This is a genomic window from Candidatus Thiodiazotropha sp. AKIB8, from assembly GCF_058244675.1.
In genome coordinates this window covers 62312-88371 of record NZ_JBSYOO010000050.1, presented here as the reverse complement: position 1 = coordinate 88371, position 26060 = coordinate 62312, and the positions used below count along the sequence as shown (strand labels likewise).

The window sequence follows — 26060 nt, the reverse complement described above, 5'->3', positions numbered from 1 at the left end:
ACCCAACAAGTTGGGATATTCGTTGCCTGGTAATGATAGCTATCCACAGTTATTATTCTCAGGCAGTGACTCTGACCTTAACCACCCATATGCACAATTCCTGGGATCAAATCCTGTTTCACGATCTATTATATCGAGAAATTCCGAGAAACGAACGGCCTGCCCTCTTTTTGTCATGTAGAGTGTTCGCAGTGATTGATCTAATAACTCTGTCCCGATTACACCTTCCAGATCTTTAAGAAAAAACGCACCTTTCATATATGGAGCTACACCAAATAGCTCATCTTCAAGTATGTCGAGTTTACCGCACCCGTCAGGCCAAGCTATTTTATTATCACTGCTATTTTGAAGGTTCTGCAGTTGTGTGTAGTATTTACTCCAGACAGTATCTGCTTCAGCTTCGCCTACTATCTCTTCAATAGCTCTGGCTGTAAGGTACGAAGCTATACCTTCCGATAAAACCAATTCTTCCCAACACGATATTCTAACGCTATTACCAAACCATCCATGTATCGCTTCATGCACATGAACAGATAGATTCGCGAGGGTTGTATTACTGATATGCCAATATGGGTGATGTTCCATACCTCCGTAACCCCCATCTTTCCAGGCCACAGATACACTGGCCATATGATCACCGAATGCATACGCGCCAACATTCTGCTCAAACCAGTTAATAATCTCTTTAAGATCGAGTGTTCCTTGAACTGCTTCTGAATACTCTTCTGATCGATAGTAGACACCTACTTCAGTGCCATGCTCAGTTATTCCAAGATTCAAGTAACTGTAGTCATCAATAGAAAAACCAAGCATATATGAAGGAGCTTCAGTATTTATTTCGATAGGATAGACTGCCTGTAAACCATCAGGTACTCCACTTATCTTCAATTTATATTTACTGCCACTGGAAGGATTTGTATGACACGGAAAAACATTCCCGCAATAATAAGGCCAGGTAAATGAGTGACCAGCACTACTCACACCATTAAATTTTTCGTGGTATTGAAAAGTATAACTTACAGAAACAACTACGTCTTGGCTTGTTTTAGGTAGTCTAATATCTAAGCGGTCAACACTAATATGGTAATCAGGCTCGCTTCCATTTACTAACACCTCTTCAATCAGAAGATCCCCCACATCCAATGAGATTCCCTGACTCACATATGAACCTGCTACTGTAAGTTGCGCCTCTCCTCGCCGCTGCTGTATATCAAGAGCGATATCATTGAAATGTATATTTCTATACCGGTCAGAGTAATTATCTTTTGATGACGAATCAGAATTACTATTGCATCCAGTTAGTAATACAAATATAAAAAACAGACATCCTATACTAGATTCCGAATAGTAGAGACGGCCTGAAATCATATAAATTCCACTTGATTTAATTAATGATTTATTACCCTTAATAGCACATTCTACAGATTTAAAATATCTATAATGATATTTTAACTATAAATTCCTACCCAATCCTAAACAGGACGTTACAAAAACTCTACTCTACATAGAATATACAGTCTAATTTTATAAAATATAAACTATAAAATATCAGCCAATAACTTCACTTAAACTGTAACTGTCATACCCTTCATTCATATCTTCTGCTATTTTTTTCTCAACACGACTTAAGAGCTCATATCTTTTTTTATACATAGACCTTTTTTTAGCGACAATACTTTCAATTGCTCTTCTCTTTGGGTGAACAGGAATTTCATAAAATCCTTTTTTACAACATTCACCACCTCTTTCAGACCATACCTCATCATAATTTAACTTCAAAAAATCTTCTTTGTCTTTAAGGCTGTAAAAGTAGTGCATCTGTTGACGATATATCTCAGATATTGCATAAATCTTATTGATTCCTGTCGCTCTGCAAATCATTTGAAATAATTCAACCGTAAGATCGCGTGGCCTTATACCGAACATTTTTTTTGTGATGTCATGATATAGTGGGTTAATATCAACCATCCTTCGACCTTGAATTGCACCGACTATAGAAACCAGATTGGATAGCTCATCTTCCATTAATGAAAAAGCAATTGAAAATATTCTTTCATCATATATATTGATACTGAGCGTAATCATCCCCTCCCTCAAAAAGATACCGTTACGGTCTACTACCAGATCCATTCCATCATAAAATTCGCTCAGTGAAGCAATAGTCTTACTACTATATCTTTCAATAATAAATATATCATTTACCAATAACTGCGTTCTGAAATGATTATATAAAGCGTTTAGACGTTTTTTAAGACCCCACTCTGAGTGCTGATATGGCCAAAATACACTTGGAAGCGCTTCTTGATGGTTAATAAATAAATATTCAAGCTGAACCAGATCATCTTTGGACAGACGTGCGATTTCTTTAGCGTTGAGTAACACCATTATATAATATGCGACTCGGCCTTTAATGTAGTCATACTTTATCGGACTCAACTGTGACTTTCTATTTTCCGGGTCAACAGTCATAGCATTAGATATTTTAATAATTAAATTTAACTTATCCAACAACGATATAGCTCCATTTATTTAAGTCCATGCACAAGAAAAAACACTTACTATTTAATTAGGTTAATATTTAAATTACTACCTAATTATTTCTGTCAATCCACATGCGACTTAGATAATCATTTTAAATTAAATCCAAATTACTAAATTATCAGCTACATTACTGTATATCCGAACACATAATATAACTCTAATATTTCTAGAATTTATCGTCGCCACCCCGATAAAACACCTTTCCTCAACAATCAGCCTTAACCCATCCCGCCCTTGATGGGAGAAGGGCTGGGGAGAGGGTGAGTGTCATACATTTGGAGAAATTAAATCTTATATGACACTCTGATGATTTGTATTTTTAGCCCTCTTATTTTCTGCTGTATAGTCCTTTTTATTACTCGTAACTCTTTGGCAAAGGAAAGCAGTTAACACGATAATGATCGAAATTAATGGGGAACGTTGAGAATTTATATTAAATAATAGTAAAGAAGAAGGATTCACGAAAGAAAATGAAATTAACGAAAATAAATCACCTTAGAACTAATATCTTTAAACTATTCCAAAAGAATATTTTTAAATGCCCCTCTCTTGATAGAAGGGGGCACTCTGGAGCTAAACAAGCTTAAAAACGATAGCCAACTTTTCCGAATATACGTGCGTTCTTTAGATCGTCTTTGGTATCGTCAAGATCTTTTGTCCATTGATAACGAGCTTCCGCGCCCAGAAAGATTTGATCACTCATTTTATAGTGAAGACTAATGCCACCCTGTAAAGCCAGCGTACCTTCATTTACATTCCGTCCATCGGCATCTACATAGCCAATACCTGGGCCAAAGCCAATAGAAAATTTGTTGTCGACCTTATATAAGTAGTGAGGATTCATCTCAAAGCTTGTAATTTCCAGACCACCATCATCATAGTGGGAAAAGCTGAATTGTTGACGAATCGTTCCTAGAGGAGGATCGAGTAATAGACAGTTCATCGACAACTCTAATCCAAACACCAAATCGGTGTCCAAACCATGAGTTTGCGGATCCATGATGCCACCAGTGACCGAGAGCGTTAGGTCAGGATTAAAACCATCACTCATTACTGGTAAAAAATTCCAGTCACTATCTGCCCAAGCCTGTGGGGTTGTAGAGATAAATCCAGCGACCGCTATCAATCCTATGATAGATTTTTTCATAATTTCTTCCCGAAATAGTTACTTAATAATCAAACCCGACGATAATATATGAATACGTGCAGATATTTTGTGAATTATTCGTCAATAATTAATTGTCTATATCAAATAGAGGTCTATGGGTAGTGATCACAGCCCCACAAGAGAGGCCGCTACTGTGATCATACACAAGCCAGTAGCGGCGTATTTCTTACTAATAAACTGATTTATCAGCAGTTTAGAGACACCTTATTACAATGCTATCTCTCTATTGCATCACGCACACGCTCCAAGCGTTGCCTCACATCTACGGCCAGGTCACCAATCATAGGTTGTTCAACCAATTTCAATACAGCTACAGGATCCATAAAAGCCACCACCACTGATCCATCCTCCTCCTCCCGGATGACCACATTACAGGGCAAAAGCAAGCCGATATCGGGCTCAGCATCTATCGCTTGATTTGCTAAAGGTGGACTACAGGCCCCCAGAATCTTGTACGGCCTCTTTTCAACACCAAGCTTTGCTTTTAAAGTAGCCTTGACATCAATTTCTGTCAGAACGCCAAAACCTTCAACTTTCAGTGCCTCTACAACACGTTGCTCAATGGCTTCAATGTCACCATCGAGACGTGATTTAAAACTATACATCGGGCAATCTCCTAACTGTTCTTATAGTCACCGACACATATCGGTATTTGTGCCCTATTCTGACACAATATCTATAGGCTTGAGTATCCTGATTATTGACTTAGTCGCCGGGTTAATAGGTAAAATCAGACCAACAGATGCCTCTCAAGTAGAGTAATCATCTCAAGCTTATTGAGCATGACACCAAAAAACTCAATAAAAATGGCTAACTGTCGATAAACTCACTATAAATATCATTATTTACATGGAAATACTTCTATGTTTGGCGTCCACACGTCAGCAGGAGGCTTTAAAACAGGGAGGGCTACTTTAAACAGACCTTTATATATAGTCAGAGGTTTTGGCAGCTCTGAGAGAAAAGGACAATGAAACCGCAATCGAAAAATATTCTACCCTGGATCCCTCTGGTACTACTTTTCACTCTACTGCTGCTGAGTGATCCCCTATTGGCCAATAAATTCGAGACTATTGGAGGAGGCGTGCAGGGATCAAGCAAGGTAAAAATTGAGTATCTTCAAATTATTGCTTATGTAGCCAGCGTTATATTTTTCGTTTCCGGCATTCTAACTATTGCACTGCACAATAAAAATGCCCTGACCCTCAACTACACAATGTGGAAGTCTTCGGCAACAATCTTCTTTATTTTGGGACTATGCTCAGCAGCTGCAGGTTACTATATGGCATGAGATAGAAATCAGGAGGCACCAGACGCAGATGGTACGACGTAGAAAAATACTGAGAAAAAGTGCAAAACGCTCCCTGCCATGACAAACAGATGCCAAACTGCATGGTGGTAGGCCAAACGCCTCCATATGTAGAAGATCACACCTAAGGAGTAACAAAGACCTCCGGCGAGCAACAGCGCTACCCCTCCAGTTTCAACTGAATCAATCAACGGCTTGATCGCGATAACTACCAGCCAGCCCAATCCCAAATAGAGTGTAAGAGAGAGCCACTTTAGCCGGTTGTAGCGAAATATCTCCAGCAGAACACCGACAAGGGCGATTCCCCACACCAGACCGAATAGCGTCCAGCCCCAACTACCACGCAAATTTACGAGCGTGAAGGGAGTATAGGTGCCCGCAATGAGCAGGAAAATGGCAGCATGATCAAAACGCTGTAGCAGGCTTTTGGCCTTTGGATAGGGAATACCGTGATATAGGGTGGAGGCGGTGTATAACAAGATCAGCGTAGCACCGTAAATGCTGCAACTGGTGATATGCCAGACATCTCCATACAGTGAAGCAAATGTCACCAGCAACGCCAACCCTGCAACACTCAACAGAATGCCTATACCATGGGTTACAGCATGAGCTATCTCCTCGCCCAGTGTGTACCGATTTCCTGCAAATTCGGTCTGCATAGCAGGTCTCCTAGAAACTACGCGTATATCTGGCACTCAAATCATACCCCAGCATTCATGCAGAGTTATAGAACACAAATCCCATGCATGTTAAATATTAAGTATATGTATTATATGGATTTAATGAGGATTTTCCGTATAAAGCAGGAATATCATTTAATAACTTTTTAAATCACCGGACACTGAGAATATCATAGAAAACTACTGATCACTATTTAGTAAAACCAAGCTTAATCTTCTGTTTGAATTGGAAAATCCCCTGCATATTTCTCAATCCACTCAAGCGCAGCCTCTTCCCCGGAAAGCATCCGCCCTTCCCTTGTTTTTATTGTCTGCTTGTAGTGTTCGATATAACAGAGCTGCTCAATCATGCGTACTGCATAAGCCGTCTGCTCTTCCACAAACTTTACACCAACCAGAAAACAATTATCTTCCTGTCGACACCAGACAACCACACCTGTCGCATGAAATTGCGGAGGCGTAATAGGGATTGCAATGTGGATTTCTGTACCGGCCTCTATTTCATCATCGGCAAGAAAGCAAAGACCCCCTTCGCTATAATTGGTCAACATTTTTCTGTGAGCCGATGCCCGGCCACCCAACTGAAAATCGATGGGGACGTCGGTAGGATGTCTGATGTATAGACGCATTGATTTATCGGTTACTCAGTAATCTCAGAGCACTTATATCGCTAGAGGTATCAGAACTTACAGGATTAATTTGACTAATATCTTAACATCATAGCATCTATTAACCCGGCGACTAAGTATGTCGTCTTCAGGGTTTCAAGCCTGCCCTTGATCAAGGCGCGGCTCGCGCCCCGCAGGAAGCGCCCTTGGGGTGCAGGCAATGGTTGCTCCCTTGCCAAGAGCCGCAACACCGAGCAAGAGCAGGCTTGCCCCCCTAACAATATGATTTTTAAAAGAGAGGCCGAAGTGTGCCTGCCTGCAGACTGCATTATCAAAACTTGCTGTAGGAGAGCTACAGCGGCGTTTTGATGCCTTGCCGCAGGCAGGCACACTCCGGCTGAAGACAACATACTTAGTCGCCGGGTTAATAAAAGCAGTTGGTGAATCTGCTTATCTGCATAATAGATAGCATTAGTTACTTTCGAAATCTCAGAATAGTTAAATATTAAAAGACGTTCAGCTTGCTTGTTCCAGGCTATAGCCACAAAATCTGATCTATGAAAATTCCAAATTATATAGAAATGTTAACCCGTCTTGTGGGCGCAGCCTCTGTAAGTAGTGTAAATCCCACCTGGGATATGGGTAATGGCGAGGTTATTGAGCTACTGAACAACTGGTTCAGCTCCTTAGGTTTTGACACTGAGATACAACAGATACCAGGTCGTCCAGGAAAGATGAATCTAATTGCCTCCTACGGCCAAGGTAGTGACGGCCTAGTACTCTCAGGACACACAGACACAGTGCCATTTGATGAAGAGAAATGGAGTTCAGATCCTTTGAAACTACAACAAAAGGAGAACCGTCTATACGGTATCGGCACCACTGACATGAAGGGCTTTTTCGCAGTTGTTATCGAAGCGATTCGAGAATTACCTCTAGATCAACTTAAACACCCTCTTGTGATCATCGCAACGGCAGATGAGGAGAGCGACATGTGTGGTGCAAAATCCCTCACAGAACTGCATCGCCAATTAGGCCGCCATGCCATGATCGGTGAACCGACCAGCCTGAAACCAATTCGGATGCATAAGGGAGTTTCAATGGAGTCGGTCAAACTTACCGGTAAATCGGGACACTCCAGTAATCCATCCCTTGGCATCAATGCCCTGGACGGCATGCACCTGGTGATCGGAGAAATACTCAATTGGCGCTCAGACTTACAAAATCGGTATCAGAATCCAGCTTTTGAGATCGATGTACCAACACTTAATTTGGGCCACATCCATGGTGGAGACAACCCCAACCGTATCTGTGGAAAATGTGAACTGCAGTTTGATCTAAGACCATTGCCGGGAATGAGTTTAAAGTCTCTAAGAGACGAACTGCATGAAAGAGTTGCTCGCGCGCTCTCTAAGACCGACCTGAGTTGGGAGAGTGTCCCGGTATTTGACGGTATTCCTGCAATGGAGACAGCAAGAGATGCCAAGATAGTCAGGGCAGTAGAAAAATTTACCGGAGTTGAGGCCGGTGCAGTGGCATTTGGTACAGAAGGCCCCTATTTGAATAGCATGGGCATGCAAACAGTAATATGCGGTCCAGGTAGTATCGATCAAGCTCACCAACCAGATGAGTATATACCCCTAGAGCATATTCAACCTGCGATTAACCTGATACAGTCCGTGGTTAAGGAGTTTTGTTATTAGTGCCTAGAAAGTGGCTTATCCCATGATGAAAAAACACGATCAAAAGCTACCGGACAATTTTGTTGAATGGTTTCGTGGTTCATCACCATATATTCACGCACATCGCGGACGTACTTTTGTCATCACCTTTGGCGGTGAAGCTGTGGCTGACAGCCACTTCGCCAATCTGATTCATGATATTGCGCTGCTACATGGACTTGGAATAAGAGTGGTGCTGGTTCACGGCGCTCGTCCTCAAATAGAGGAACGACTAAAAACAAGAAACGTAGAGACCCAGTTCGTAAAGGGGTTACGGATTACAGATGATGCCGCACTGACATGCGTTAAAGAGGCTGCGGGTGCTGCTCGGGTAGAGATTGAAGCGTTACTCTCCATGGGGCTTGCTAACTCCCCTATGGCTGGAGTACGCATTAGAGCCGCCTCTGGAAATTTTGTTACCGCAAAACCAATCGGCGTCAAAGAGGGAATAGATTATTGCCATACAGGCGTAGTCCGCAGAGTAGATGCTGGGGCCATTGAGCAACGTCTTGAATCGGGTGCAATCGCCATAGTGCCTCCTCTTGGATACTCTCCAACTGGTGAAGTTTTTAATCTCAGTGCTGCAGATGTTGCTGCATCAGTGGCCACCACACTTGGCGCGGACAAATTAATCTGCCTTATTGAGGCTAAAGGTGTAACCGATTCACGTAAGCGGCTGATTACCAGCCTCACACCACGGGAAGTAGACACCTTACTGGAAAAACGCAAACGTCTGCCTGATGAGCTCAAACAAAACCTCAACGCTGCAGTATCTGCTACTCGAAGCGGCGTTAAACGCTGCCATTTAATCAATCGGCAAATGGATGGCGGCCTTCTCAAAGAGCTGTTTACAAGAGATGGTATTGGCACACTTATCTCTGCTGAACCTTACGAAGAGACACGTACCGCATGTATTGATGATGTCGGCGGCCTTCTCAACTTGATCGAACCTCTGGAACAGAATGGCGTACTGGTAAGAAGATCAAGGGAGCTGATCGAGACTGAAATTGAGAGCTTCACCCTTGTGGAAAGAGACGGCATGGTAGTCGCCTGCGCCGCCTTCTATCCCTATCCTGAGGAATCAATGGCGGAACTTGCCTGTGTCGTGGTTCATCCCGAATATCGGGGCGATGACCGGGGTGATCGGCTGCTGAGTCACATGGAAAATGTAGCAAGAGAGCTTGGTATAGAGAGACTCTTCATTCTTACTACCCAGTCTGCACAATGGTTCAAAGAACGGGGATTCACCCTGGCGGATCTAAGAGATATCCCAATGCTGAAGAGAGATCTCTATAACTACCGCAGAAACTCCAAGGTCTTTATCAAACAACTCTGAGCAAACTACATGCTCATACTATGTTGCCTGGCCAATAATAGGGTCAGCTCCGGGGTATAACAGCACACTTCCAATATCCTTACTATTTTACTCTGTTTTTCATCTGGCCTGTCTGCTATTAATGTAACCAGGAGTAACAAAATAGTGAGGAATGGAACATGAACTGTTTACACTTGGATGCTCAACAAATAGCTGGGTACTCCCTATTGGCACTAGGGTTTATTGTGTTAGCGATCAGTCATATCAGTGTATTGTCAGGTAATCCTCTGCTGATACCTGAATTTTTAAGGCTTTACTAAAAGCTCTTTCTTAAGCAAAGCATATGATTCAATCTAAAATAAATATTTTTAGACAGTAGACTGTCTCTGCTGGATACCAATTTGAGCAGACGATGCAACTTCACAGTACCAGCCCCTCAACGATTACTATTAGATCACCGGGATATTAGATGTGTGATCTATGGTGTGGCCCTGCCGCACCATAGGAGCTGATATTAACCGGCTCATCAAGCGGCCCTGTTTCTATTGGGCATGGTACGCCAGGGCCACACCCTACGATTTCGCTTGATTTTATTCCGGACCGCAGGCAGGCACACTTCGGCTGAAGACAACATACTTAGTCCCCGGGTTAATAAGCTGATTGAAATTAAAATAATCATTATCTGCTGTTAACAATTCAATACTATTACTTCTTATCACTACCTAGCTTTTTGAACAAAGTATGATTATTATAAAATTCGCAGGAAAATTTTATCGGAGATTCTCTAAGGGAGGATTCATATGGGACGTTTACTATGGACGGCCGATCTAGAGACAGGAATTAAAGTCATTGATGGTCAACACGAACGCATCGTCGACTATATCAACAAACTCCACGACGCCAGAATCAACAAAGACAAGGCAGCAATCTCGGATATTATTGATGCAACCGTTGACTACACTCTCTCTCATTTCAGTTTTGAAGAAGCGCTCATAGAAGATGCTGGATATGAATTTGTCCGCCCCCATAAAAAAGTCCATGAACTATTCATACGGCGAGTTTCTGAATTTCAGGAACGTTTCAAGAAAGGTGAGGATATTTCTGAAGAGCTGCATGACCTTCTGGCACGTTGGCTTTTCAACCATATACGTAATGATGATGCGGCCTACGTTAAGGCGGTTAAAAACAATATAATCTCAATGACCAGCGATGATAAAAAGAATGGCTGGCTAGCAAAGTCATTTAAGAAATTTTTTAAATGAAGTGAACTAGATAACTCACCAAAATCCGGATGCAGGCTTATCCAATAAAATTTCTGCCCACAGAGAGCTAAAGGTACTATTTGCTACCGTCAGGTTTAGTTCTAACATGTAACATTTCAGGAGACCTGATCCAGAACCTTATCCCCACAAAGCAGGTAGCGATCTTTGCCCTGCTTTTTTGCCCCATCTCTTCGAATATTCACCACTTCCAGCATTCTTGACCACTCTTCGATATTATCAGCTACACGTTCACTTACACTGATACTTGCAGTTACCGGACTGCCATCTGGCAGGGTACCCAAACCATTAGTGTAGATTCGTTTCACTGTAATCTCTGCACCCTTGCAATCGGTGCCAGGCAGTATCAGCAAAAATACCTTTTCACCCCATCTTACCAACATATCATTATGCCGAAGGTCATCTTGCAAAATGTCAGCGGCCTCTTGCACTACATGGTCGTAAGTTGCGTAATCGAATTCAGTAATTATGTTTTCTGTGTTATCAAGATCGATTAAAACAACACTTATATTTTCGTTCAATATATGCGCTTGCTGGAAGGATTTTGCTAGACTTTGCATGCCCGATTTTCTTGTCTGAGCCCCTGTAACAGGATCATGATCTACGCGGGTAATCAAAGTAATCATGTATTGCAGCTGTAGAGTCGATGCAAATATTACCACGCTAACAATAATACAGAGCAACCACAGCATTGGAAGCAGTTGATCCATCGGGATAGCTGAATAGTAACTCCAACCAGTTACTGTCAACATCACCAGTAAAAAGGCTACTGACATGCCCTCTAAAAGCGTCATGGGAAACAAACCAATCAAGCCGATAGCAACATAAGGCAACAAGGTGTAGAGCTGCATAACCAGCGGATCCAGCCCATCTACCGATGCCATTGTTAAAAAATGTGCTGATATAAAAAAGGTAAGTGGCAGGTTGATCAACATCCCACCCAATAAAAATATGCTTTTCCTGAGGTCCTGATCTTCAGTCTGGTGACGTGACAGATAGAAAAAGTGACCTGTAGAAACCAATCGTACAGCAAGAATGGGAAGCAGTGTCTCCATTGGAAGTAGTAAATAATCAACTACAATCCACAGCGGCATCAGAAGCGTAAAAAGTGAAGCTACAAATCTAACTCGATCACCAAGTAAAATCGCTCGGTGCTTGCGCATGTAGTCCGGGTGATCTTCAGCAGAGAGCAGGTCATCCAATTCCTGCATTGAATATATGCGCGAATTGACTCCAAGATGCTTAATATAAGATTGGATTAGAGACATTTATTATAACCATCCAAGGTACTCAGATCAGTATAGTATACACTACTGTACCTCGTCATAGATTCTGTAGTTTTATGGTTTATTTTTTGTGCCAGCCAAGAAATAGTAGTTTTCTCTACCTATCAATAGTTATCTTTGATAATTATAAGTAAGATTTTTTTCAACTCATAGCAGATAGTTCAATACTTCTGACTTACGAGCCATGCATGGTGATACGACGTCACGGCACTGTATGAATACCTCGCCCCACCTATACTCCCAGGACGACGCCCTGAATCACTTTCAATATGCACCACTTGAACAGTGCCACCACGGTTTTCAAGTTCCATTTCCACGAATAAACCCACCGGATCTGGTGGTATGTGCAACACAACCCTGTTGCTCAAAGGATATGGCCCGGCAATTACACCATTCTGCAGAACTAAGGCAACGCCATCACTATCATAAGCAGCTACAGTTCCCATTATTTCGTAATCGTCCTTACCATCAGATTGCAGTTCGATAAGGGAGGCCACAATCTGGTTACCGTCAAAAAACCCGCTGATTTTCAACTCCTGCCCCTCTGCCAATCCTTCATAGCTGGCGCCGTTTTTGTAGACAGTTTTGTCGGTATCTGCCCGAACCGTCATACCCAGGATATTAAATGTAGCACTATGCCTGCCTATCCTAAGACTCCCACCACTGACCGGTCCCTCCAGATCACCGTCATACAGAACATGATCCACATCTGTTGTACTACGATCACCAATAACCCGCCCGCTGGCATGCTCAAAGGTCTCCTCCCCTTGAGAACCACTATCAAGTTTTTGATCTCCAATATGTTGCTGTCGCACCCGATCAGAATTATATTCGACGCCTCCCGCAGTTGCACTTGCCAACCAATTCCCACCCTCATGAGAGGTCAGTGAGGGGCCATAACTCATCTCATCCCCAAATGAACTCACAAATACGGCAAGTACAATACTCAGGCATGAGGTTTTTAGTGTTTGCTTCATCTCTTCACCTATCTGTGAGGTTCCAGATGGTTACTGCTAAGAATTCCGGGATATTCTGGAGTATTTGGGAAATTATGCCCATTTTTTGTAATTATAGCTTCCCTCAGCAATTCTTCAAGCTCAAAATCTCTCAAATAATTAACTACTAAGCTATTGATAACACAGTAAATACAAAGAATCGAGATTAAATCACTGACGGAAGGAGGATTCCTGAATAGTCGATCCATGACAGAAGCGATTAAGCTTAACCAGGGCCTGTTAACAGGCTTAGTGCAGTGTCCTATATTGTTTGACGTTTTTAGAGACCCACAAATGACTCAAGTCAAGGCACAGCCCTTGTCAATGGTTGCCCCATTAACAAGGGCCACACTAGATCTCTATACTCTCTGGCGGTGCAACTTTTAATACCTCTTCGATCGTTGTAAGCCCTTTCATTACCTTTTGTGCACCACTCAGCCGCAGTGGACGCATACCTTCACTTATGGCCTGTCGGCGCAACTGATTAGTATCACAATCAGCGGTTATCAGCCGTTTTATTGCCAGGGAAACAACCATCATCTCGTATATACCCACTCGACCGTAGAACCCTGTCTGGCGACACTCCAAACATCCCACCGGCTGACAAACTGTCTTGGGACTGGTCTTGGCACGCAGAGGTGTAATCATGGTATCCCACAACTCTTCATTGAGGGGTACCCGCTCTTTACAGTGTGGGCACAGGGTTCGAGTAAGCCGCTGCCCCAATACACCGAGCAGCGTTGCTTTGAGCAGGTAGGGCGGAACACCTATCTCCAACAATCGAGTTATTGCAGAGGGTGCGTCATTGGTATGCAGGGTCGAAAAAACCAGGTGACCGGTAAGCGAGGCCTGTACCGCCATATCTGCTGTTTCTCTATCTCGAATCTCGCCGATCATGATGATATCCGGATCCTGCCGCAACAGAGTTCTCACTCCACTGGCAAAATCCAGATTGATGTTATGCTGTACCTGCATCTGGTTGAAGCTTGGTTCCACCAATTCAATGGGATCTTCAACGGTACAAACATTCACTTCCGGTTTAGCCAACTCCTTGAGCGTGGTATAGAGTGTCGTGGTCTTACCGGAACCTGTCGGGCCGGTAACCAATATAATTCCGTTAGGACGACTTATCATATCGCCCCATTGACTTGTCTCAGCCTGAGAAAAGCCTAATGCGCGATAATCTTTGACCAGCACTTCCGGATCAAAAATTCTCATTACCAGTTTTTCACCAAAGGCAGTAGGCATGGTGGAGAGCCGTAACTCAACCTCTGCTCCCATATTGCCTCGGGTCTTTAAGCGACCGTCCTGCGGACGACGTTTTTCAGAAACATCCATACGACCCAGAATCTTTATTCTTGAGGTCACCGCAGTTCCAACTGAGGGAGGAATCTGGTAGACCATCTGCATGACGCCATCAATGCGAAAGCGAATATTGGTTTGAATACGGGTAGGCTCAATATGGATATCACTGGCACGTTGACTGTAGGCATACTGCAGCAACCAATCGACGATATTCACCACATGCTGATCGTCAACATCAAGCTTACCGCTACGCCCCAACTCCATCAGCTGCTCAAGATTCTGAACACCAGAGGGGCCTGCTTCCTGACTGTCGTCATGTGCTGCCCGCACCGACCGGGAAAGGCTATAAAATTCGACCAGATACCGTTCGATTTCTATTGGGTCAGCAATCACTCTGGTGATTGCTTTATTAAGAATAGGTGTGAGTTCCACCTCCCATTCATTGAAAAAAGGCTCTGCTGTTGCGATCACAACTTCATCCGGCTTGACTTCAAGTGCAATGATGTTGAAACGTTTAGCATAGGCGTACGACATTACTGAAGTGATTGCGGGCACATTGATTTTCAGCGGATCGATATGAACCAGAGGCAGGTTAACCCTTTTTGCCAGCCAGGCTGTCAGCAGATCAAGATCCAAAATCGCTTGGGGATTTCGCTGATCCGGCCACTTGTGCTCAGCGATCATCACCAGTGGGTGGGAGGTTCTTTTCGTCCCTTGATTGACAGCCTGTACCGTTTTTGCCAGTTGCTTCTGGATTAATCCATCTTCCACTAGCCAGTCGAGCAGATCACTCAAATCCAACTGCTTGTCATTCATTGCTTGTACAATCATTTTTCCCTACCCATTACTGCCCACATAATCCCTCTACCTTGGTGAGTGATGAGACACCGTTCGATTTTCATATGCCCCTCTAAAACGACATAGTTGAAACTCACACAGTTAATAGTTACCCATATATTAACGGCCAATTTTAGTTTCTTTAAATTATAGGGTAACGTCTAACCCTCTATACAGATCTCCCTCAAAGCCAGTTATACTGAACGCTATGCACGATCTTGACACCGGCAAATTGACCCTCACGATTGAAGATAATCATTATGTCGCAGCGGTTATCTACACCAATGGCGAGCTGGTGAAGGATGACGTAAAACAGATTACCGACTATCTGGCCAGATTCAACGAACCTATCCCGGTATTGATTGAACGTAAAGGCCACTACTCAATATCTGTACTGGTGCAGATCGTCCTGATGCAACAGACAAAAAGCCGCTTGAAGGCAGTGGCATTTGTAGAGCGGAACCATAGGGATGCTCTGATGACCCGCATCGCTTCCAGTACCTATTTCAAGGAGATAGAAGTCAAATCATTCTACGACAAAGATGAAGCTGTAGAGTGGCTGAAACAAAATTACGCAACTTCACCACTTATTGCCGAAGAGTAACCTTGGTTTCATTCACAGGGGCAATGCGGTTTTATCTTCAATACGGCGCAGTACAAAGCTTGAATGAACTCCTGTAACCCCTTCAATTCTCGTGATCTTATTTAAAAGTAGCGCCTGATAGTCATCCATGTCCTTAACAACGACTTTCACCTGATAATCGGCGTCCTGACCCGTTATCAGCAAGCACTCCAGCACCTCAGGCATGGTATGAATCTGCTTCTCAAAGTTATCAAACCTCTCTGGAGTATGACGATCCATCGAAATATGTACCAGAGCCATGAGATTCAATCCGAGCTTTTTTCTGTCCAGATGAGCACGATATCCGGCTATGACACCGGACTCTTCAAGGGCACGCACTCTTCGCAGACAGGGGGACGGCGATAGACCGATGCGTTCCGCCAACTCTTGATTGCTGATACGCCCATCAATTTGCAGCACCTGCAGAATATGTTTGTCATATCTATCTAATGTCACATAAATATCCACTTAATCACTTTAATGGATATATTCTACTAATTTTTTATAATTAATAGCAATATTTTACTAATTATTTAAATTATTAGGATATATTTCGCAAGCATCTGCCAAGCACTTTGTATTACTCTTTCAACATAGGCCACAAGCCTGAAGCTAGCGACCAAACCATAAGCATCCCGACACTCAGCCGTCGTTAAATATTAAAAAAATGTCTGAGGCTACTTATGGTCTGGTCAGTTAACCACGAAACCACAAGTTTCTGTGGCCCATCCACCCCACAAGGGCAGGATGGAGAGCCAGCACAACCAATGACAGCTTATGCCAACATTGAAAGACCAGGAGCAAACAGTGAAGCGTTTTGATCACCGAAAATACCAAGCCAATCCTGCTCACCCTATGCCGGGGCGGCAGTGGCCGGACAACACCATCGAGAATGCCCCAATCTGGGCCAGTGTCGACCTGAGAGATGGTAATCAGGCCCTCCTGGAACCCATGAATGTAGCGCAAAAACGTCGCCTCTGGACACTCCTGGTCAACTTGGGTTTGAAAGAGATTGAAGTCGGCTTTCCTTCTGCCAGTCAACCCGACTATGACTTTGTAAGATCACTGATCGAAGATGACATGATCCCCTCAGATGTCACTGTACAAGTTCTGGTGCAAGCTCGGGAGGAGCTGATCAGCAAAACCTTCCAGGCCTTGAAGGGGGTTCGGCGAGCAATTGTGCATGTCTATAATTCCACCTCAACTATACAGCGAGAACGGGTATTCAAGAGTGATATGGAAGGGGTCAAGTCCATTGCAGTTCGAGGCGCTGAGCTAGTGCGCAATGAAGCCGCTCGCTATCCTGATACTGAGTGGGTTTTTCAATACTCACCTGAGAGTTTCTCCAATACAGAGTGGGATTACGCCGTGGATGTCTGCGAGGCGGTCATCGATGTCTGGCAACCCACGCCAACCGCCCCTTGCATTATCAACCTGCCAGCAACCGTAGAGAGCTCCACACCCAATCTATTCGCAGACCAGGTGGAGTACTTTTGCCAACATATCTCCAAGCGAGACTCGGTTATTATCTCTCTGCATACCCACAATGATCGTGGCAGCGCAGTAGCCGCTGCAGAACTCGCCTTACTAGCAGGTGCCGACAGGGTAGAGGGCACCCTGCTGGGTAATGGTGAAAGAACCGGCAATATGGACATCATTACACTGGCAATGAATCTCTACAGCCAAGGCGTCGACCCTTCTCTTGATCTATCCAACCCTGATGAGATCATCCAGATCTATCGTGATTGCACCGGGCTGCCGGTTCACCCACGCCACCCCTGGGTAGGAGAGCTGGTCTATACCGCTTTTTCCGGCTCACATCAGGACGCAATTCGTAAATGCCTGCACCTTCAACAGGAGCGGGAACCCTGGCAGGTAGCTTATCTACCAATCGATCCACGGGATATCGGTCGTGACTACCAGGCCGTGATCAGAGTTAACAGTCAATCCGGGAAAGGCGGCGTTGCCTATGTCCTGGAGCGGGACTATGGATTGGTGTTACCGCGATGGCTCCAGGTGGAACTCGCCAACATAGTGCAAAGTGAATCGGAGCAGCATCTGGGAGAAGTCAGCAGCGAGACTATTCACACCTTGTTTCAGCAACATTTCGTGACAGGCCAGGGACCATACCAACTCACCAGCTATCGAATCGATCATCGATCGGGAGAAGAGAAGATTGAAGCTGAAGTGATGCATGGTACAAAGACGATGACCATCAAAGGTCATGGCAAGGGGGCGATATCAGCTTTTATCGACGCCCTCTCCAACGCTGAAGGTCTGCCTATACAGGTGATCGATTATGTGGAACATGCCATTGGCGAAGGCGCTGATGCAGAAGCGGCGGCCTATATTTTGATGAACTACATGGGACAACGCACTGCTGGTGCAGCCATTAGCCGCGATACGGTGAACGCCTCACTGAATGCTGTATTGTCTGCACTTAACTTTGCAATAACAGAAAAGCAAGCCGCATAGATACAGACATCGGTGACCCGAGCCAGACAACCAAAGGGTCACCGATATCTCTTATCTCTATTGACGTATTCCTTCAATTGAGAGTTCAAGCTGAACTGTTGTAGAAGCAGGCCCAAGATTGAATGTAATCCCATAGTCGGCCAGGGCAATCTCGGTAGTACCGTACAACCCACGACGATATCCCCCCCAGGGATCTTTACCATGGCCAATATGCTCCACGTCAATCTCCACAGACTTGGTTACACCGCGCAAGGTCAAATCCCCTTTGAGGGTGGCCTTACCTTCTCCCTGCTCCATGAAAGCGGTGGATACAAATTTAGCCGTTGGATACTTCTCTACAAAAAGGAAATCCTCTCCTCTCAGGTGCTTGTCACGTTCCGCATGATTACTATCCACACTCGCTGGATTGATATCTACAGACACATCTGCTGCAGAGGGGTTTTTCTCGTCATAGTTGAAGCGACCGCTGAAATCATTAAAGCGACCAAACAGCCAACTGTAGCCCAAATGTTTTATCTTGAACTGGATAAATGCATGGGTTCCCTTTTTGTCTATCACATACTCTTCAGCCTGTAATGGCAGAGCCACTGCAGATAAAAGTAAAAGCAAAACTAAATATCTTTTTAACATCATCACTCACTCCTAAGGTAGTACTATCCAGACTATTGGAATCTTGACACACAGAGCTCCAAGAATGGCCTGAATAGTAAGTTGGGGTTTTTCCCCATTGAAAGAAAACTTGAAAAATATACTTATGCTGCAGCCCGCCCTCGCACTAACTGCTGTGTAATGGTGGCAACCCGAGCACCATAGGCTTCGGCTGTAGCGAGATCCCCAGTGGATGGTGCATCTCCAGGATCAACTTGAAAGCTGGCAGCCATCGGCCCGATATAAGAACCAAGCCGATTGAGTACTTCAGGCCCCGGGCCCTGGATATGATTCATCGATTCAGGGTCACTGGCAGCAGGATGCATACCTAAACTCACAAAGATCATGCCCTGCTGCATTGCATTGATCATCAACCCAACCAGGGTATTCATTTTGTCGCCTGAAAAAGAACTCGAGTTGGTAAAAGCACCTGCAACCTTGTCTTTCCAGCTTTGGGTAAACCATTTGGCCGCCGCAGTTTCAAGAAACTTTTTCATCTCGGCTGACATGCTGCCCATATAGGTCGGGCTACCAAAAATTATTGCATCAGCAGTGTCGAGCCGGTCCAGATCTGCACCTGCTTCCTCAGCCGTCAATAGAACTACTTCAACGTCGTCTATACTCGCCGCACCTCTCTCTACAGCTTCGGCCTGTAACTTGGTATGTCCAAAACCGCTGTGATAAATGATCGCCACAGTTGTCATTGGTATCTCTCCTCATCGTTAATAGGTTCTGTTTTTGATAAATTCACACGCCGCCCCGCCACACCCAACATGCGTAGCAAAGTCTGGTCATGATCGAAAAAGTGGTGTTTAAATGCCGCCAGCGCATGCAATAGCGAAAGCACCACCACGCTCCAAGCCAGATAGAGATGGACTTTTCCAGCAATATCCTCTTGATGTTCCAAACCGCTGATAGTGGCGGGTATGACAAACCAGTCGAAAACCTCTAGTGGCTTGCCATCAGCAGTTGAAATCAGATAACCACTAACCATCAGCACAAAAAGAATCAGATAAAGCAAAAGATGCACCCACAATGCTGAGACCCGTTCATAAGGTTTATGGGTTGGCAGATGATCCGGTCTGGAATTAGCAAAACGCCACAACACCCTGAACAGCAGCGCTAAAAACAACATCACCCCGATACCTTTATGCCACCAGGGCCCTAACTGGTACCAGCTATCGTAATAATCCAGACTGCGCATCCATAATCCCAAACCGAAAAGCGCATAGACTGTTAAGGCAACAAGCCAGTGCATAGCGATCGCTACCGCACCGTATTGAGCCTTATCGTTCAACATTCTCATCAGAAGCGTCCCTCTTGATAGTCCTTGAAAGCCTGCTTTAACTCATCCTCACTGCTCATCACAAAAGGTCCACCCCTGACAATGGGTTCATCCAGAGGTTGTCCCGCCACCAATATCAGGCGACTTGGTTCATCTGCGGTTATCTCAATCGATTCGCCCTTACCCAACACGGCAAGGGTTCTACCCTTGAGCGGGCTATTGCCTATATCAATACTGCCCTGCAGCAGATAGATAAAGGCATTGAAGTGCCCTTCAAGCGGCTCAATGAACTTCGCACCTGCATCCAGTGAGATATCGAAAAAGAGCGCCTGTGTCATTAACTCAGTCACCGCACCACGGGTGTGCTGTGAGGTCTCTCCAGCCACCACGATTATTTTTACTCCGTCACTTCGTTGCTCTTGAGGGATCAACTCCTGCTCAAACTCTTGGTAGCGGGGCTCAGTCATTTTATGTTTTGCCGGCAGATTGACCCAAAGCTGAAAGCCGGCCAGCAATCCGTCCTGCTGCTGTGGCATCTCTGAGTGGATAACACCTCTACCGGCAGTCATCCACTGCACGCCACCGGCCTGGAGAATTCCAGTGTGACCCGCGTTATCCCGGTGCTCAAGCTTACCTGCCAATAGATAGGAAACTGTCTCGAAACCTCTATGTGGATGGGGTGGGAAGCCACCAATATAGTCATCCGGGTTGTCTGATCGAAAATCATCCAGTAACAGAAAGGGATCAAGTTGTGGTAATTGCCCCCCACCTATGAGACGTGTGAGCCGAACCCCTGCACCATCTGCAGTCTCTTGACCGGTCAGTGTTTGCTGAACGGAACGAACCTTGTTGACTACTTCTGACATATGAGCCTCCTTAACAGATACCTATAATTCTGCTTGGTTATGTACCATTGTAGATTGTTATTTTTTGATATAAAGGTATATATATGAGAAACACTGTTGCTCATACTGCAACAATCGAATGGCAGACTGGATCTGTGACTATTTCAAAGTGAGCTGCAGAGGCTTAGTAAGGGTAGAAAAAACATGAATCGACTGGAGTGTCTTGAAAGTTTTGTTGCTGTTGTTGAATCCGGGCAATTCAGTATTGCTGCAGAGCGACTTGGCATAGGTAAGTCCGTCATCAGCCGGCGTGTGTCAGAACTTGAAGAGCACCTTGGTGCGCTCCTGCTACAACGCACAACAAGAAAGCTCTCGCTTACAGATGCAGGTCGCGAATTCTATCCAAGAGCAGTTCAGGTACTTGAAGATCTTAATGAAGCGGAACAGTCAGTCTCCCGTTCACAACAGGAACTCAGCGGACGCCTCCGCCTCGCCGCTCCACTGTCATTCGGTCTTCTACACCTCTCCCCTGCCCTGGCCATATTCAACAAAGAGCATCCACGGGTAATCCTGGACATTGATCTCAATGACAGTGAGGTGGATCTGGTAAAGGAAGGAATCGACCTGGCCCTACGCATCGGTCCACTTGAAAACTCCACCATGGTTGCCCGCCCTTTGGCACCAATACATTTCGTAGTCTGCGCAAGCCCTGAGTACCTGAAGAAAAAGGGAAGACCCAAAACCCCTCATGAACTGGCAGAACATCGAGGGCTTTGCTATCGCAATATTCCTGAACCACAAAAGTGGCATTTCCTTGATGAGTCGGGACGAACCCAGTCTATCCGTATACCGCTCCACATGCAGGCGAACAATGGGCAGATTCTGTTGGAAGCAGCTATTGCTGGCCAAGGCGTCACTCTTTCTCCTACATTTATCGCATATCAAGCTGTACTCGATGGCAGATTAACCCCGATACTCACCGATTACTCCATACCCCCGGTTAATGCTTATGCAATATATCCGAACCGTCGCTTCATTCCACAACGAGTCAGGGTACTGGCAGAGTTTTTACGTAAACAGTTTGGTGATCGGCCATATTGGGATGAAGGTTTGATCACCACTTCCGACTAACATCAGCTCAGGTTACGCATGGCAATTTATGGTGGGGCATGGCCCCATCCTACCTGACTGTATAGGTGGGGTCATTCCCCTGACCGTATAGGCGTAGGGTGGGGCCATGCCCCACCAATTAAGCTAAACGATCACTCATCAGTTAGTGGTGTGGCACGATCCCATACTGACAATCAAGGCTAGTATCTAACCCAAATTTACGAAAGACTGTAGTACAGAAAAACTGTTATTTCATGCGGGATACCAGATCATTCACAGACACGCTATCCATGCAGCTCAACAGATCTGAAAGTAACACTTTTTCATGCTCATCCACTCTGGTCTGCAAGCAGGATTTCAGCTCAATCTTATAGGCCTCTAAAAGCTCAACCACCTGATCCTGAGTAAAGCTTTTTGGTAGAGGCTGTTTAACCTCTTCGGAATTATCCAGAGTCATAACCTCTGCAGATCGACGGATCATACAACTCTTCCCACTCTCCTCTTCTGATGCAGTCATGGGCCCGGTCTTGCTATACCGCTTACCCTGATAGATGAAACTTTGACCAATCTTAAGATGGGGAAAGCGCATTAGAACCTCTTATCTATTACCCGGAGCTTAGAGTGATTTATGATTAAACCAGCAACTACAGAATTATTTCAGAAAATGAAAAGGAATTCCCTACCAGCTACAGCATAAGACGCTGCAATACTGTCGCAAGAAATCCTTGCGGTGGAAATGACTCTGTATCAACCACAAGCGTATGTAGCCGCTCCTTCTCAGTCAGTGGCTCAAGACTCCTTTGCTGCAATGATAAAACATCGAGATCAGCCTCAGAAGCATCCACCCCCAACTGCTTTCTTGATAGTATCCGTTTTTCCAAAACTTCCTGCCTAACCTCACATTCGAGTATCAACACAGGTACTTGCAGACTTTCTGCCATCTGAATAAAGATCTCTCTCTGCCACTGCTTAAGACACGCAGCATCGATGGTCACTGAGAACCCTGACTGTAAAAGGCGACGCGCCATTGCGCATAAATGAGCATAGGTGATCTGTGTTGCCTGGCCAGAGTACCGACCATGATTTCCATCCGCATTGCTCTTTTCAGCATCAGGAAAAAGACGCTTTCGTTCGACATCTGAGCGAAGACGAATTGCCATCAACTGTTCTGAGAGTTGCTCACTTACTGTACTTTTTCCTGATCCGGAGAGTCCATAGGTTATAACTAATGAGGCTGGTGGATGTCGGATCAACGACTCAGCCAAAGAGAGGTAACTGAGATACTCTTCTACATATTTTGGTTGTTGCTGATGGGGCAGATCCGATTGGGTAATGCGTATTGCAGAAACCTTGGCTCTCACCATAGCGCGATAGAGCAGATAAAACCTCAGTAGAGGCAATCCGGCATAGTCCCCGCTCTCTTCCAGATAACGATTCAATAGTTGATCGGCAGATGAGCTCAGCCCACGATGCTGAAGATCCATCAACAAAAAGGCGATATCACTGAGGATATCTATCCAGCGTAGAGCTGGATTGAATTCAATACCATCAAATGGCGTTATCCTGTTTTCAAAAAAGGTAATATTGGTCAGATGGAGATCACCGTGACATTCCCGAACTTTTCCCTCCTGATAACGCTCTTGCATTAATCCATCCAACTCATTGGCTTGATGTTCCGTCCATGTTTGTAAATTATTGAGACGCTCACTCTCTAAAAGCGGATGTTTTAGCTCACGGATAATTTGAAAATTTTCCATCACGGGAAGCATCACCCACGCCGCTGTTCCTTGAGAAGGATCTAAAGAGACGGCGGCATTTTTATGAAATTCAGCGATCAGTTTTGCCAGCTCATCAATCGTCTCTCGCCCTAACGGCCGCCGATCAAACAGGTCCTGTTGTTTGAAACGGCTCATCTTTACCGCATATTCCAAAGGCTGACCAGCACCCCCAATCTCTGGCTGATCAATAGTTCCACCGATAACCACAACCCCTTTGTAGAGATCGGGAGCCAAACGCCTGTTGAGTCTCAACTCTTCAAGACAAAACTGATGTCTTTTCTCTAATGTGGAAAAATCGAGAAACCCCAGATTCAAAGGCTTTTTGATCTTGTAGACAAAGTCGCCAACCAGTAACAGATGAGATATGTGAGTCTCAATATGCTCTGTTTGATCCACGCTGTGACCAAAGCACTCAGGATAGTCTAGCAGGTGATGTACAAGCTGATTCTGAACATCATGATCTGAACTTTTGCCGGCCATGATTTAGGCAACCCTTGACTAAATATTAGGTAGTGCTAATATTGCACCCACTTTTTGATCGTATGCAGCTGGTTACGATCGTCCACACCGTTTTCGGAGATTCGCAGACAACGGTATTAGACAGATCATTACTGACAGTTTAGAGGCAATTTCATGAATATTGACCGCATTGTTCTAGCCTTCGCAGGCTTTGCAATTCTGTTGAGCGTGACGCTCGCACATTACCATCACCCCTACTGGCTCTACTTCACTGCCTTCGTCGGGCTAAACCTGTTACAATCAGCGTTCACAGGCTTCTGCCCACTGGCTATGATTTTAAAGAAGATTGGCAGTAAAAGTGGTTCCGCTTTCTGAGTAAACGAACCCAACAGAATCATTCGTCTGAATGGTTGGCAAGGCGCATGGATGCGCCGGTTTAAACCCTCTCCTCAATATCACTTTCATCAACTTCTATTGGCTCTGCCTGCAGGTCATGAGCTGTAGCAGCAGTGATGCGTACTTTTATAAAATCCCCCGCTTCCAACTCCCATCCACCCGGTATAAACACCTGACCGTCAATCTCCGGTGCATCTGCACTGCTCCGGGCAATGACCTGCTTTTGATTCACCTCATCAACCAGTACCACCATCTCTTTGCCGACTTTCGACTGCAGGCGCTGCCTGCTGATCTCTGCCTGCACCTGCATGAAGCGCGCCTGCCGCTCTTCTCTTACTTCTACAGGAAGTGCGCCGGGTAGCTGATTTGCTGCTGCTCCTTCGACTGGTGAATAGGCAAAACAACCCACACGATCGAGCTGGGCCTCCTGTAAAAAAGCCAACAAATCCTCAAATTCAGATTCACTCTCTCCAGGAAAACCGACAATGAACGTACTGCGTAGCGTCAGTTCGGGGCAGCTCCTCCGCCAGCGGGCGATTCTGGCCAACACTTTCTCCGTCGCCGCTGGTCGCTTCATATCCTTCAGCACTCGGATATTGCCATGCTGCAGCGGCATATCAAGATAGGGCAGGATATCTCCCTCAGCCATCAGAGGTAACAAATCATCCACATGAGGATAGGGGTAGACATAGTGCAACCGCACCCAGGCCTGCAACTCACCCAGGGCTGTGGCCAGATCCTTCAGTCTGGAGCTGACCGGTCGTCCCTGCCAGAAATCGGGACGATACTTCAAGTCTACGCCGTAGGCACTGGTATCTTGAGAAACCACCAACAGCTCACGTACCCCTGACTCAACCAATCGCTCAGCCTCCAGCATCACCTCGCCAAAAGGCCGACTCACCAGCGGACCACGCAAATCAGGGATAATGCAGAAACTGCAACTGTGGTTACACCCTTCTGAGATCTTCAGATAGGCATAGTGTCTGGGTGTTAACTTAATCCCCTGGGGAGGAACCAGGCTGGTGAATGGGTCGTGTGGCGCAGGCAGATGCTGGTGCACCGCCTCCATTACCTCCTCATAAGCGTGAGGGCCGGTTACCGCCAGAACATTTGGATGGGCTGCTCTTATACGGCCCTCATCTTTTCCCAGGCAACCCGTGACAATGACTTTGCCATTTTCCTGAAGTGCTTCACCAATGGCTTCCAGGGACTCTTCCACTGCGGAGTCGATGAATCCACAGGTATTTACAACAACCAGATCCGCCTCATCGTAATTGCCGATCAGTTGGTAGCCCTCAGCACGTAATCGACTGAGTATTCTTTCGGAATCCACCAGGTTTTTTGGGCACCCCAAAGAGACGAAACCTATATTCTTACCACTGTTTGGCATATCTGAT

At 45.2% G+C, this 26060-nt stretch carries 25 protein-coding genes; 8 read left to right on the top strand and 17 right to left on the bottom strand.

Going from position 1 to position 26060, the window contains the following annotated elements:
* Positions 1-39: 39 nt before the first annotated feature.
* From AC4IFB_RS18005 to AC4IFB_RS17990, 4 genes are all read right to left on the bottom strand, one after another.
* Complete coding sequence (locus AC4IFB_RS18005; protein ID WP_490780922.1) at positions 40-1368, bottom strand: M1 family metallopeptidase; 1329 nt, start codon at positions 1366-1368, stop codon at positions 40-42.
* 180 nt (positions 1369-1548) lie between these two features.
* The gene (locus tag AC4IFB_RS18000) at positions 1549-2508 is read right to left on the bottom strand and encodes a DUF535 family protein (protein ID WP_490780921.1); all 960 of its coding nucleotides are present in this window, start codon (positions 2506-2508) and stop codon (positions 1549-1551) included.
* 616 nt (positions 2509-3124) lie between these two features.
* On the bottom strand, positions 3125-3688 hold the full coding sequence (locus AC4IFB_RS17995; protein WP_490774855.1) for an outer membrane beta-barrel protein: 564 nt from the start codon (positions 3686-3688) through the stop codon (positions 3125-3127).
* Positions 3689-3924: 236 nt separating this feature from the next.
* The gene (locus tag AC4IFB_RS17990; protein ID WP_490774854.1) at positions 3925-4314 is read right to left on the bottom strand and encodes a DUF302 domain-containing protein; all 390 of its coding nucleotides are present in this window, start codon (positions 4312-4314) and stop codon (positions 3925-3927) included.
* A 365-nt stretch (positions 4315-4679) separates the two neighbouring features.
* Between AC4IFB_RS17990 and AC4IFB_RS17985 the strand changes: the two genes are divergently transcribed.
* Positions 4680-5000: a hypothetical protein gene (locus tag AC4IFB_RS17985; protein ID WP_490780920.1), complete on the top strand. Its 321-nt coding sequence runs from the start codon at positions 4680-4682 to the stop codon at positions 4998-5000.
* 8 nt (positions 5001-5008) lie between these two features.
* Here the strand turns inward: AC4IFB_RS17985 and trhA are convergent, their stop codons facing one another.
* Both trhA and AC4IFB_RS17975 read right to left on the bottom strand, forming a co-directional pair.
* Positions 5009-5677, bottom strand: coding sequence for a PAQR family membrane homeostasis protein TrhA (trhA, locus tag AC4IFB_RS17980; RefSeq protein WP_490774852.1), 669 nt, complete (start codon positions 5675-5677; stop codon positions 5009-5011).
* Between the two features lie 230 nt (positions 5678-5907).
* Complete coding sequence (locus tag AC4IFB_RS17975; RefSeq protein WP_490780919.1) at positions 5908-6327, bottom strand: PilZ domain-containing protein; 420 nt, start codon at positions 6325-6327, stop codon at positions 5908-5910.
* Positions 6328-6863: 536 nt separating this feature from the next.
* Here AC4IFB_RS17975 and argE point away from each other — a divergent pair.
* The 3 genes from argE (at position 6864) to AC4IFB_RS17960 (ending at position 10604) form a co-directional block, all read left to right on the top strand.
* The gene (argE, locus tag AC4IFB_RS17970; protein ID WP_490774850.1) at positions 6864-8009 is read left to right on the top strand and encodes an acetylornithine deacetylase; all 1146 of its coding nucleotides are present in this window, start codon (positions 6864-6866) and stop codon (positions 8007-8009) included.
* A gap of 22 nt (positions 8010-8031) precedes the next feature.
* Positions 8032-9363, top strand: coding sequence for an amino-acid N-acetyltransferase (gene argA, locus AC4IFB_RS17965; RefSeq protein ID WP_490774849.1), 1332 nt, complete (start codon positions 8032-8034; stop codon positions 9361-9363).
* 779 nt (positions 9364-10142) lie between these two features.
* Complete coding sequence (locus AC4IFB_RS17960) at positions 10143-10604, top strand: bacteriohemerythrin (RefSeq protein WP_490774848.1); 462 nt, start codon at positions 10143-10145, stop codon at positions 10602-10604.
* Positions 10605-10720: 116 nt separating this feature from the next.
* Here the strand turns inward: AC4IFB_RS17960 and AC4IFB_RS17955 are convergent, their stop codons facing one another.
* The 3 genes from AC4IFB_RS17955 to tfpB form a co-directional block, all read right to left on the bottom strand.
* Positions 10721-11833, bottom strand: a complete 1113-nt coding sequence (locus tag AC4IFB_RS17955; RefSeq protein WP_490774847.1) for a GGDEF domain-containing protein — start codon at positions 11831-11833, stop codon at positions 10721-10723.
* 236 nt (positions 11834-12069) lie between these two features.
* Complete coding sequence (locus AC4IFB_RS17950; protein WP_490780918.1) at positions 12070-12885, bottom strand: DUF5666 domain-containing protein; 816 nt, start codon at positions 12883-12885, stop codon at positions 12070-12072.
* Between the two features lie 369 nt (positions 12886-13254).
* Positions 13255-15039: a type IV pilus assembly ATPase TfpB gene (gene tfpB, locus AC4IFB_RS17945; RefSeq protein ID WP_490774845.1), complete on the bottom strand. Its 1785-nt coding sequence runs from the start codon at positions 15037-15039 to the stop codon at positions 13255-13257.
* Between the two features lie 214 nt (positions 15040-15253).
* On the opposite strand from tfpB, the gene AC4IFB_RS17940 reads away from it, so the two are divergent.
* Entirely contained in the window at positions 15254-15649 is a 396-nt protein-coding gene (locus tag AC4IFB_RS17940) for a DUF7793 family protein (RefSeq protein WP_490780917.1), read from the top strand.
* A 12-nt stretch (positions 15650-15661) separates the two neighbouring features.
* Here the strand turns inward: AC4IFB_RS17940 and AC4IFB_RS17935 are convergent, their stop codons facing one another.
* Positions 15662-16123 (bottom strand): Lrp/AsnC family transcriptional regulator, encoded by a 462-nt coding sequence (locus AC4IFB_RS17935; RefSeq protein ID WP_490774843.1) that lies wholly within the window; start codon positions 16121-16123, stop codon positions 15662-15664.
* A 351-nt stretch (positions 16124-16474) separates the two neighbouring features.
* Between AC4IFB_RS17935 and leuA the strand changes: the two genes are divergently transcribed.
* Positions 16475-18142 (top strand): 2-isopropylmalate synthase, encoded by a 1668-nt coding sequence (gene leuA, locus AC4IFB_RS17930; RefSeq protein ID WP_490780916.1) that lies wholly within the window; start codon positions 16475-16477, stop codon positions 18140-18142.
* A gap of 57 nt (positions 18143-18199) precedes the next feature.
* Here leuA and AC4IFB_RS17925 read toward each other — a convergent pair whose 3' ends face one another.
* The 4 genes from AC4IFB_RS17925 to AC4IFB_RS17910 all read right to left on the bottom strand — a co-directional run bounded on the left by AC4IFB_RS17925 (position 18200) and on the right by AC4IFB_RS17910 (position 20941).
* On the bottom strand, positions 18200-18775 hold the full coding sequence (locus AC4IFB_RS17925; protein ID WP_490774841.1) for a YceI family protein: 576 nt from the start codon (positions 18773-18775) through the stop codon (positions 18200-18202).
* Positions 18776-18894: 119 nt separating this feature from the next.
* Positions 18895-19494 (bottom strand): flavodoxin family protein, encoded by a 600-nt coding sequence (locus AC4IFB_RS17920; protein ID WP_490774840.1) that lies wholly within the window; start codon positions 19492-19494, stop codon positions 18895-18897.
* Entirely contained in the window at positions 19491-20096 is a 606-nt protein-coding gene (locus AC4IFB_RS17915; protein WP_490774839.1) for a cytochrome b, read from the bottom strand. The genes AC4IFB_RS17920 and AC4IFB_RS17915 overlap by 4 nt, the downstream gene beginning before the upstream one ends.
* Positions 20096-20941 carry a pirin family protein gene (locus AC4IFB_RS17910; protein ID WP_490780915.1) on the bottom strand — a complete coding sequence of 282 codons (846 nt, stop codon included), beginning with the start codon at positions 20939-20941 and terminating at the stop codon, positions 20096-20098. The genes AC4IFB_RS17915 and AC4IFB_RS17910 overlap by 1 nt, the downstream gene beginning before the upstream one ends.
* A 183-nt stretch (positions 20942-21124) precedes the next feature.
* Between AC4IFB_RS17910 and AC4IFB_RS17905 the strand changes: the two genes are divergently transcribed.
* On the top strand, positions 21125-22051 hold the full coding sequence (locus tag AC4IFB_RS17905) for a LysR family transcriptional regulator (RefSeq protein ID WP_490774837.1): 927 nt from the start codon (positions 21125-21127) through the stop codon (positions 22049-22051).
* Between the two features lie 226 nt (positions 22052-22277).
* On the opposite strand, the gene AC4IFB_RS17900 is transcribed toward AC4IFB_RS17905, so the two are convergent.
* Together AC4IFB_RS17900 and AC4IFB_RS17895 are read right to left on the bottom strand one after the other, a co-directional pair.
* Complete coding sequence (locus tag AC4IFB_RS17900; RefSeq protein ID WP_490778040.1) at positions 22278-22619, bottom strand: hypothetical protein; 342 nt, start codon at positions 22617-22619, stop codon at positions 22278-22280.
* Positions 22620-22716: 97 nt separating this feature from the next.
* Positions 22717-24288 (bottom strand): bifunctional aminoglycoside phosphotransferase/ATP-binding protein, encoded by a 1572-nt coding sequence (locus AC4IFB_RS17895; protein ID WP_490780914.1) that lies wholly within the window; start codon positions 24286-24288, stop codon positions 22717-22719.
* A gap of 153 nt (positions 24289-24441) precedes the next feature.
* Between AC4IFB_RS17895 and AC4IFB_RS17890 the strand changes: the two genes are divergently transcribed.
* Complete coding sequence (locus AC4IFB_RS17890) at positions 24442-24642, top strand: YgaP family membrane protein (RefSeq protein WP_490778042.1); 201 nt, start codon at positions 24442-24444, stop codon at positions 24640-24642.
* A gap of 61 nt (positions 24643-24703) precedes the next feature.
* Here the strand turns inward: AC4IFB_RS17890 and rimO are convergent, their stop codons facing one another.
* The gene (gene rimO / locus AC4IFB_RS17885; RefSeq protein WP_490780913.1) at positions 24704-26053 is read right to left on the bottom strand and encodes a 30S ribosomal protein S12 methylthiotransferase RimO; all 1350 of its coding nucleotides are present in this window, start codon (positions 26051-26053) and stop codon (positions 24704-24706) included.
* Positions 26054-26060 lie beyond the last annotated feature (7 nt).

Coding starts and splice junctions, on each gene's coding strand:
- AC4IFB_RS18005 (WP_490780922.1), bottom strand. CDS start 1,368: ATGATTTCAGGCCGTCTCTACTATTCGGAATCTAGTATAGGATGTCTG.
- AC4IFB_RS17995 (WP_490774855.1), bottom strand. CDS start 3,688: ATGAAAAAATCTATCATAGGATTGATAGCGGTCGCTGGATTTATCTCT.
- AC4IFB_RS17990 (WP_490774854.1), bottom strand. CDS start 4,314: ATGTATAGTTTTAAATCACGTCTCGATGGTGACATTGAAGCCATTGAG.
- AC4IFB_RS17985 (WP_490780920.1), top strand. CDS start 4,680: ATGAAACCGCAATCGAAAAATATTCTACCCTGGATCCCTCTGGTACTA.
- trhA (WP_490774852.1), bottom strand. CDS start 5,677: ATGCAGACCGAATTTGCAGGAAATCGGTACACACTGGGCGAGGAGATA.
- AC4IFB_RS17975 (WP_490780919.1), bottom strand. CDS start 6,327: ATGCGTCTATACATCAGACATCCTACCGACGTCCCCATCGATTTTCAG.
- argE (WP_490774850.1), top strand. CDS start 6,864: ATGAAAATTCCAAATTATATAGAAATGTTAACCCGTCTTGTGGGCGCA.
- argA (WP_490774849.1), top strand. CDS start 8,032: ATGATGAAAAAACACGATCAAAAGCTACCGGACAATTTTGTTGAATGG.
- AC4IFB_RS17960 (WP_490774848.1), top strand. CDS start 10,143: ATGGGACGTTTACTATGGACGGCCGATCTAGAGACAGGAATTAAAGTC.
- AC4IFB_RS17955 (WP_490774847.1), bottom strand. CDS start 11,833: ATGCAGGAATTGGATGACCTGCTCTCTGCTGAAGATCACCCGGACTAC.
- AC4IFB_RS17950 (WP_490780918.1), bottom strand. CDS start 12,885: ATGAAGCAAACACTAAAAACCTCATGCCTGAGTATTGTACTTGCCGTA.
- tfpB (WP_490774845.1), bottom strand. CDS start 15,039: ATGATTGTACAAGCAATGAATGACAAGCAGTTGGATTTGAGTGATCTG.
- AC4IFB_RS17940 (WP_490780917.1), top strand. CDS start 15,254: ATGCACGATCTTGACACCGGCAAATTGACCCTCACGATTGAAGATAAT.
- AC4IFB_RS17925 (WP_490774841.1), bottom strand. CDS start 18,775: ATGATGTTAAAAAGATATTTAGTTTTGCTTTTACTTTTATCTGCAGTG.
- AC4IFB_RS17920 (WP_490774840.1), bottom strand. CDS start 19,494: ATGACAACTGTGGCGATCATTTATCACAGCGGTTTTGGACATACCAAG.
- AC4IFB_RS17915 (WP_490774839.1), bottom strand. CDS start 20,096: ATGAGAATGTTGAACGATAAGGCTCAATACGGTGCGGTAGCGATCGCT.
- AC4IFB_RS17910 (WP_490780915.1), bottom strand. CDS start 20,941: ATGTCAGAAGTAGTCAACAAGGTTCGTTCCGTTCAGCAAACACTGACC.
- AC4IFB_RS17905 (WP_490774837.1), top strand. CDS start 21,125: ATGAATCGACTGGAGTGTCTTGAAAGTTTTGTTGCTGTTGTTGAATCC.
- AC4IFB_RS17900 (WP_490778040.1), bottom strand. CDS start 22,619: ATGCGCTTTCCCCATCTTAAGATTGGTCAAAGTTTCATCTATCAGGGT.
- AC4IFB_RS17895 (WP_490780914.1), bottom strand. CDS start 24,288: ATGGCCGGCAAAAGTTCAGATCATGATGTTCAGAATCAGCTTGTACAT.
- AC4IFB_RS17890 (WP_490778042.1), top strand. CDS start 24,442: ATGAATATTGACCGCATTGTTCTAGCCTTCGCAGGCTTTGCAATTCTG.
- rimO (WP_490780913.1), bottom strand. CDS start 26,053: ATGCCAAACAGTGGTAAGAATATAGGTTTCGTCTCTTTGGGGTGCCCA.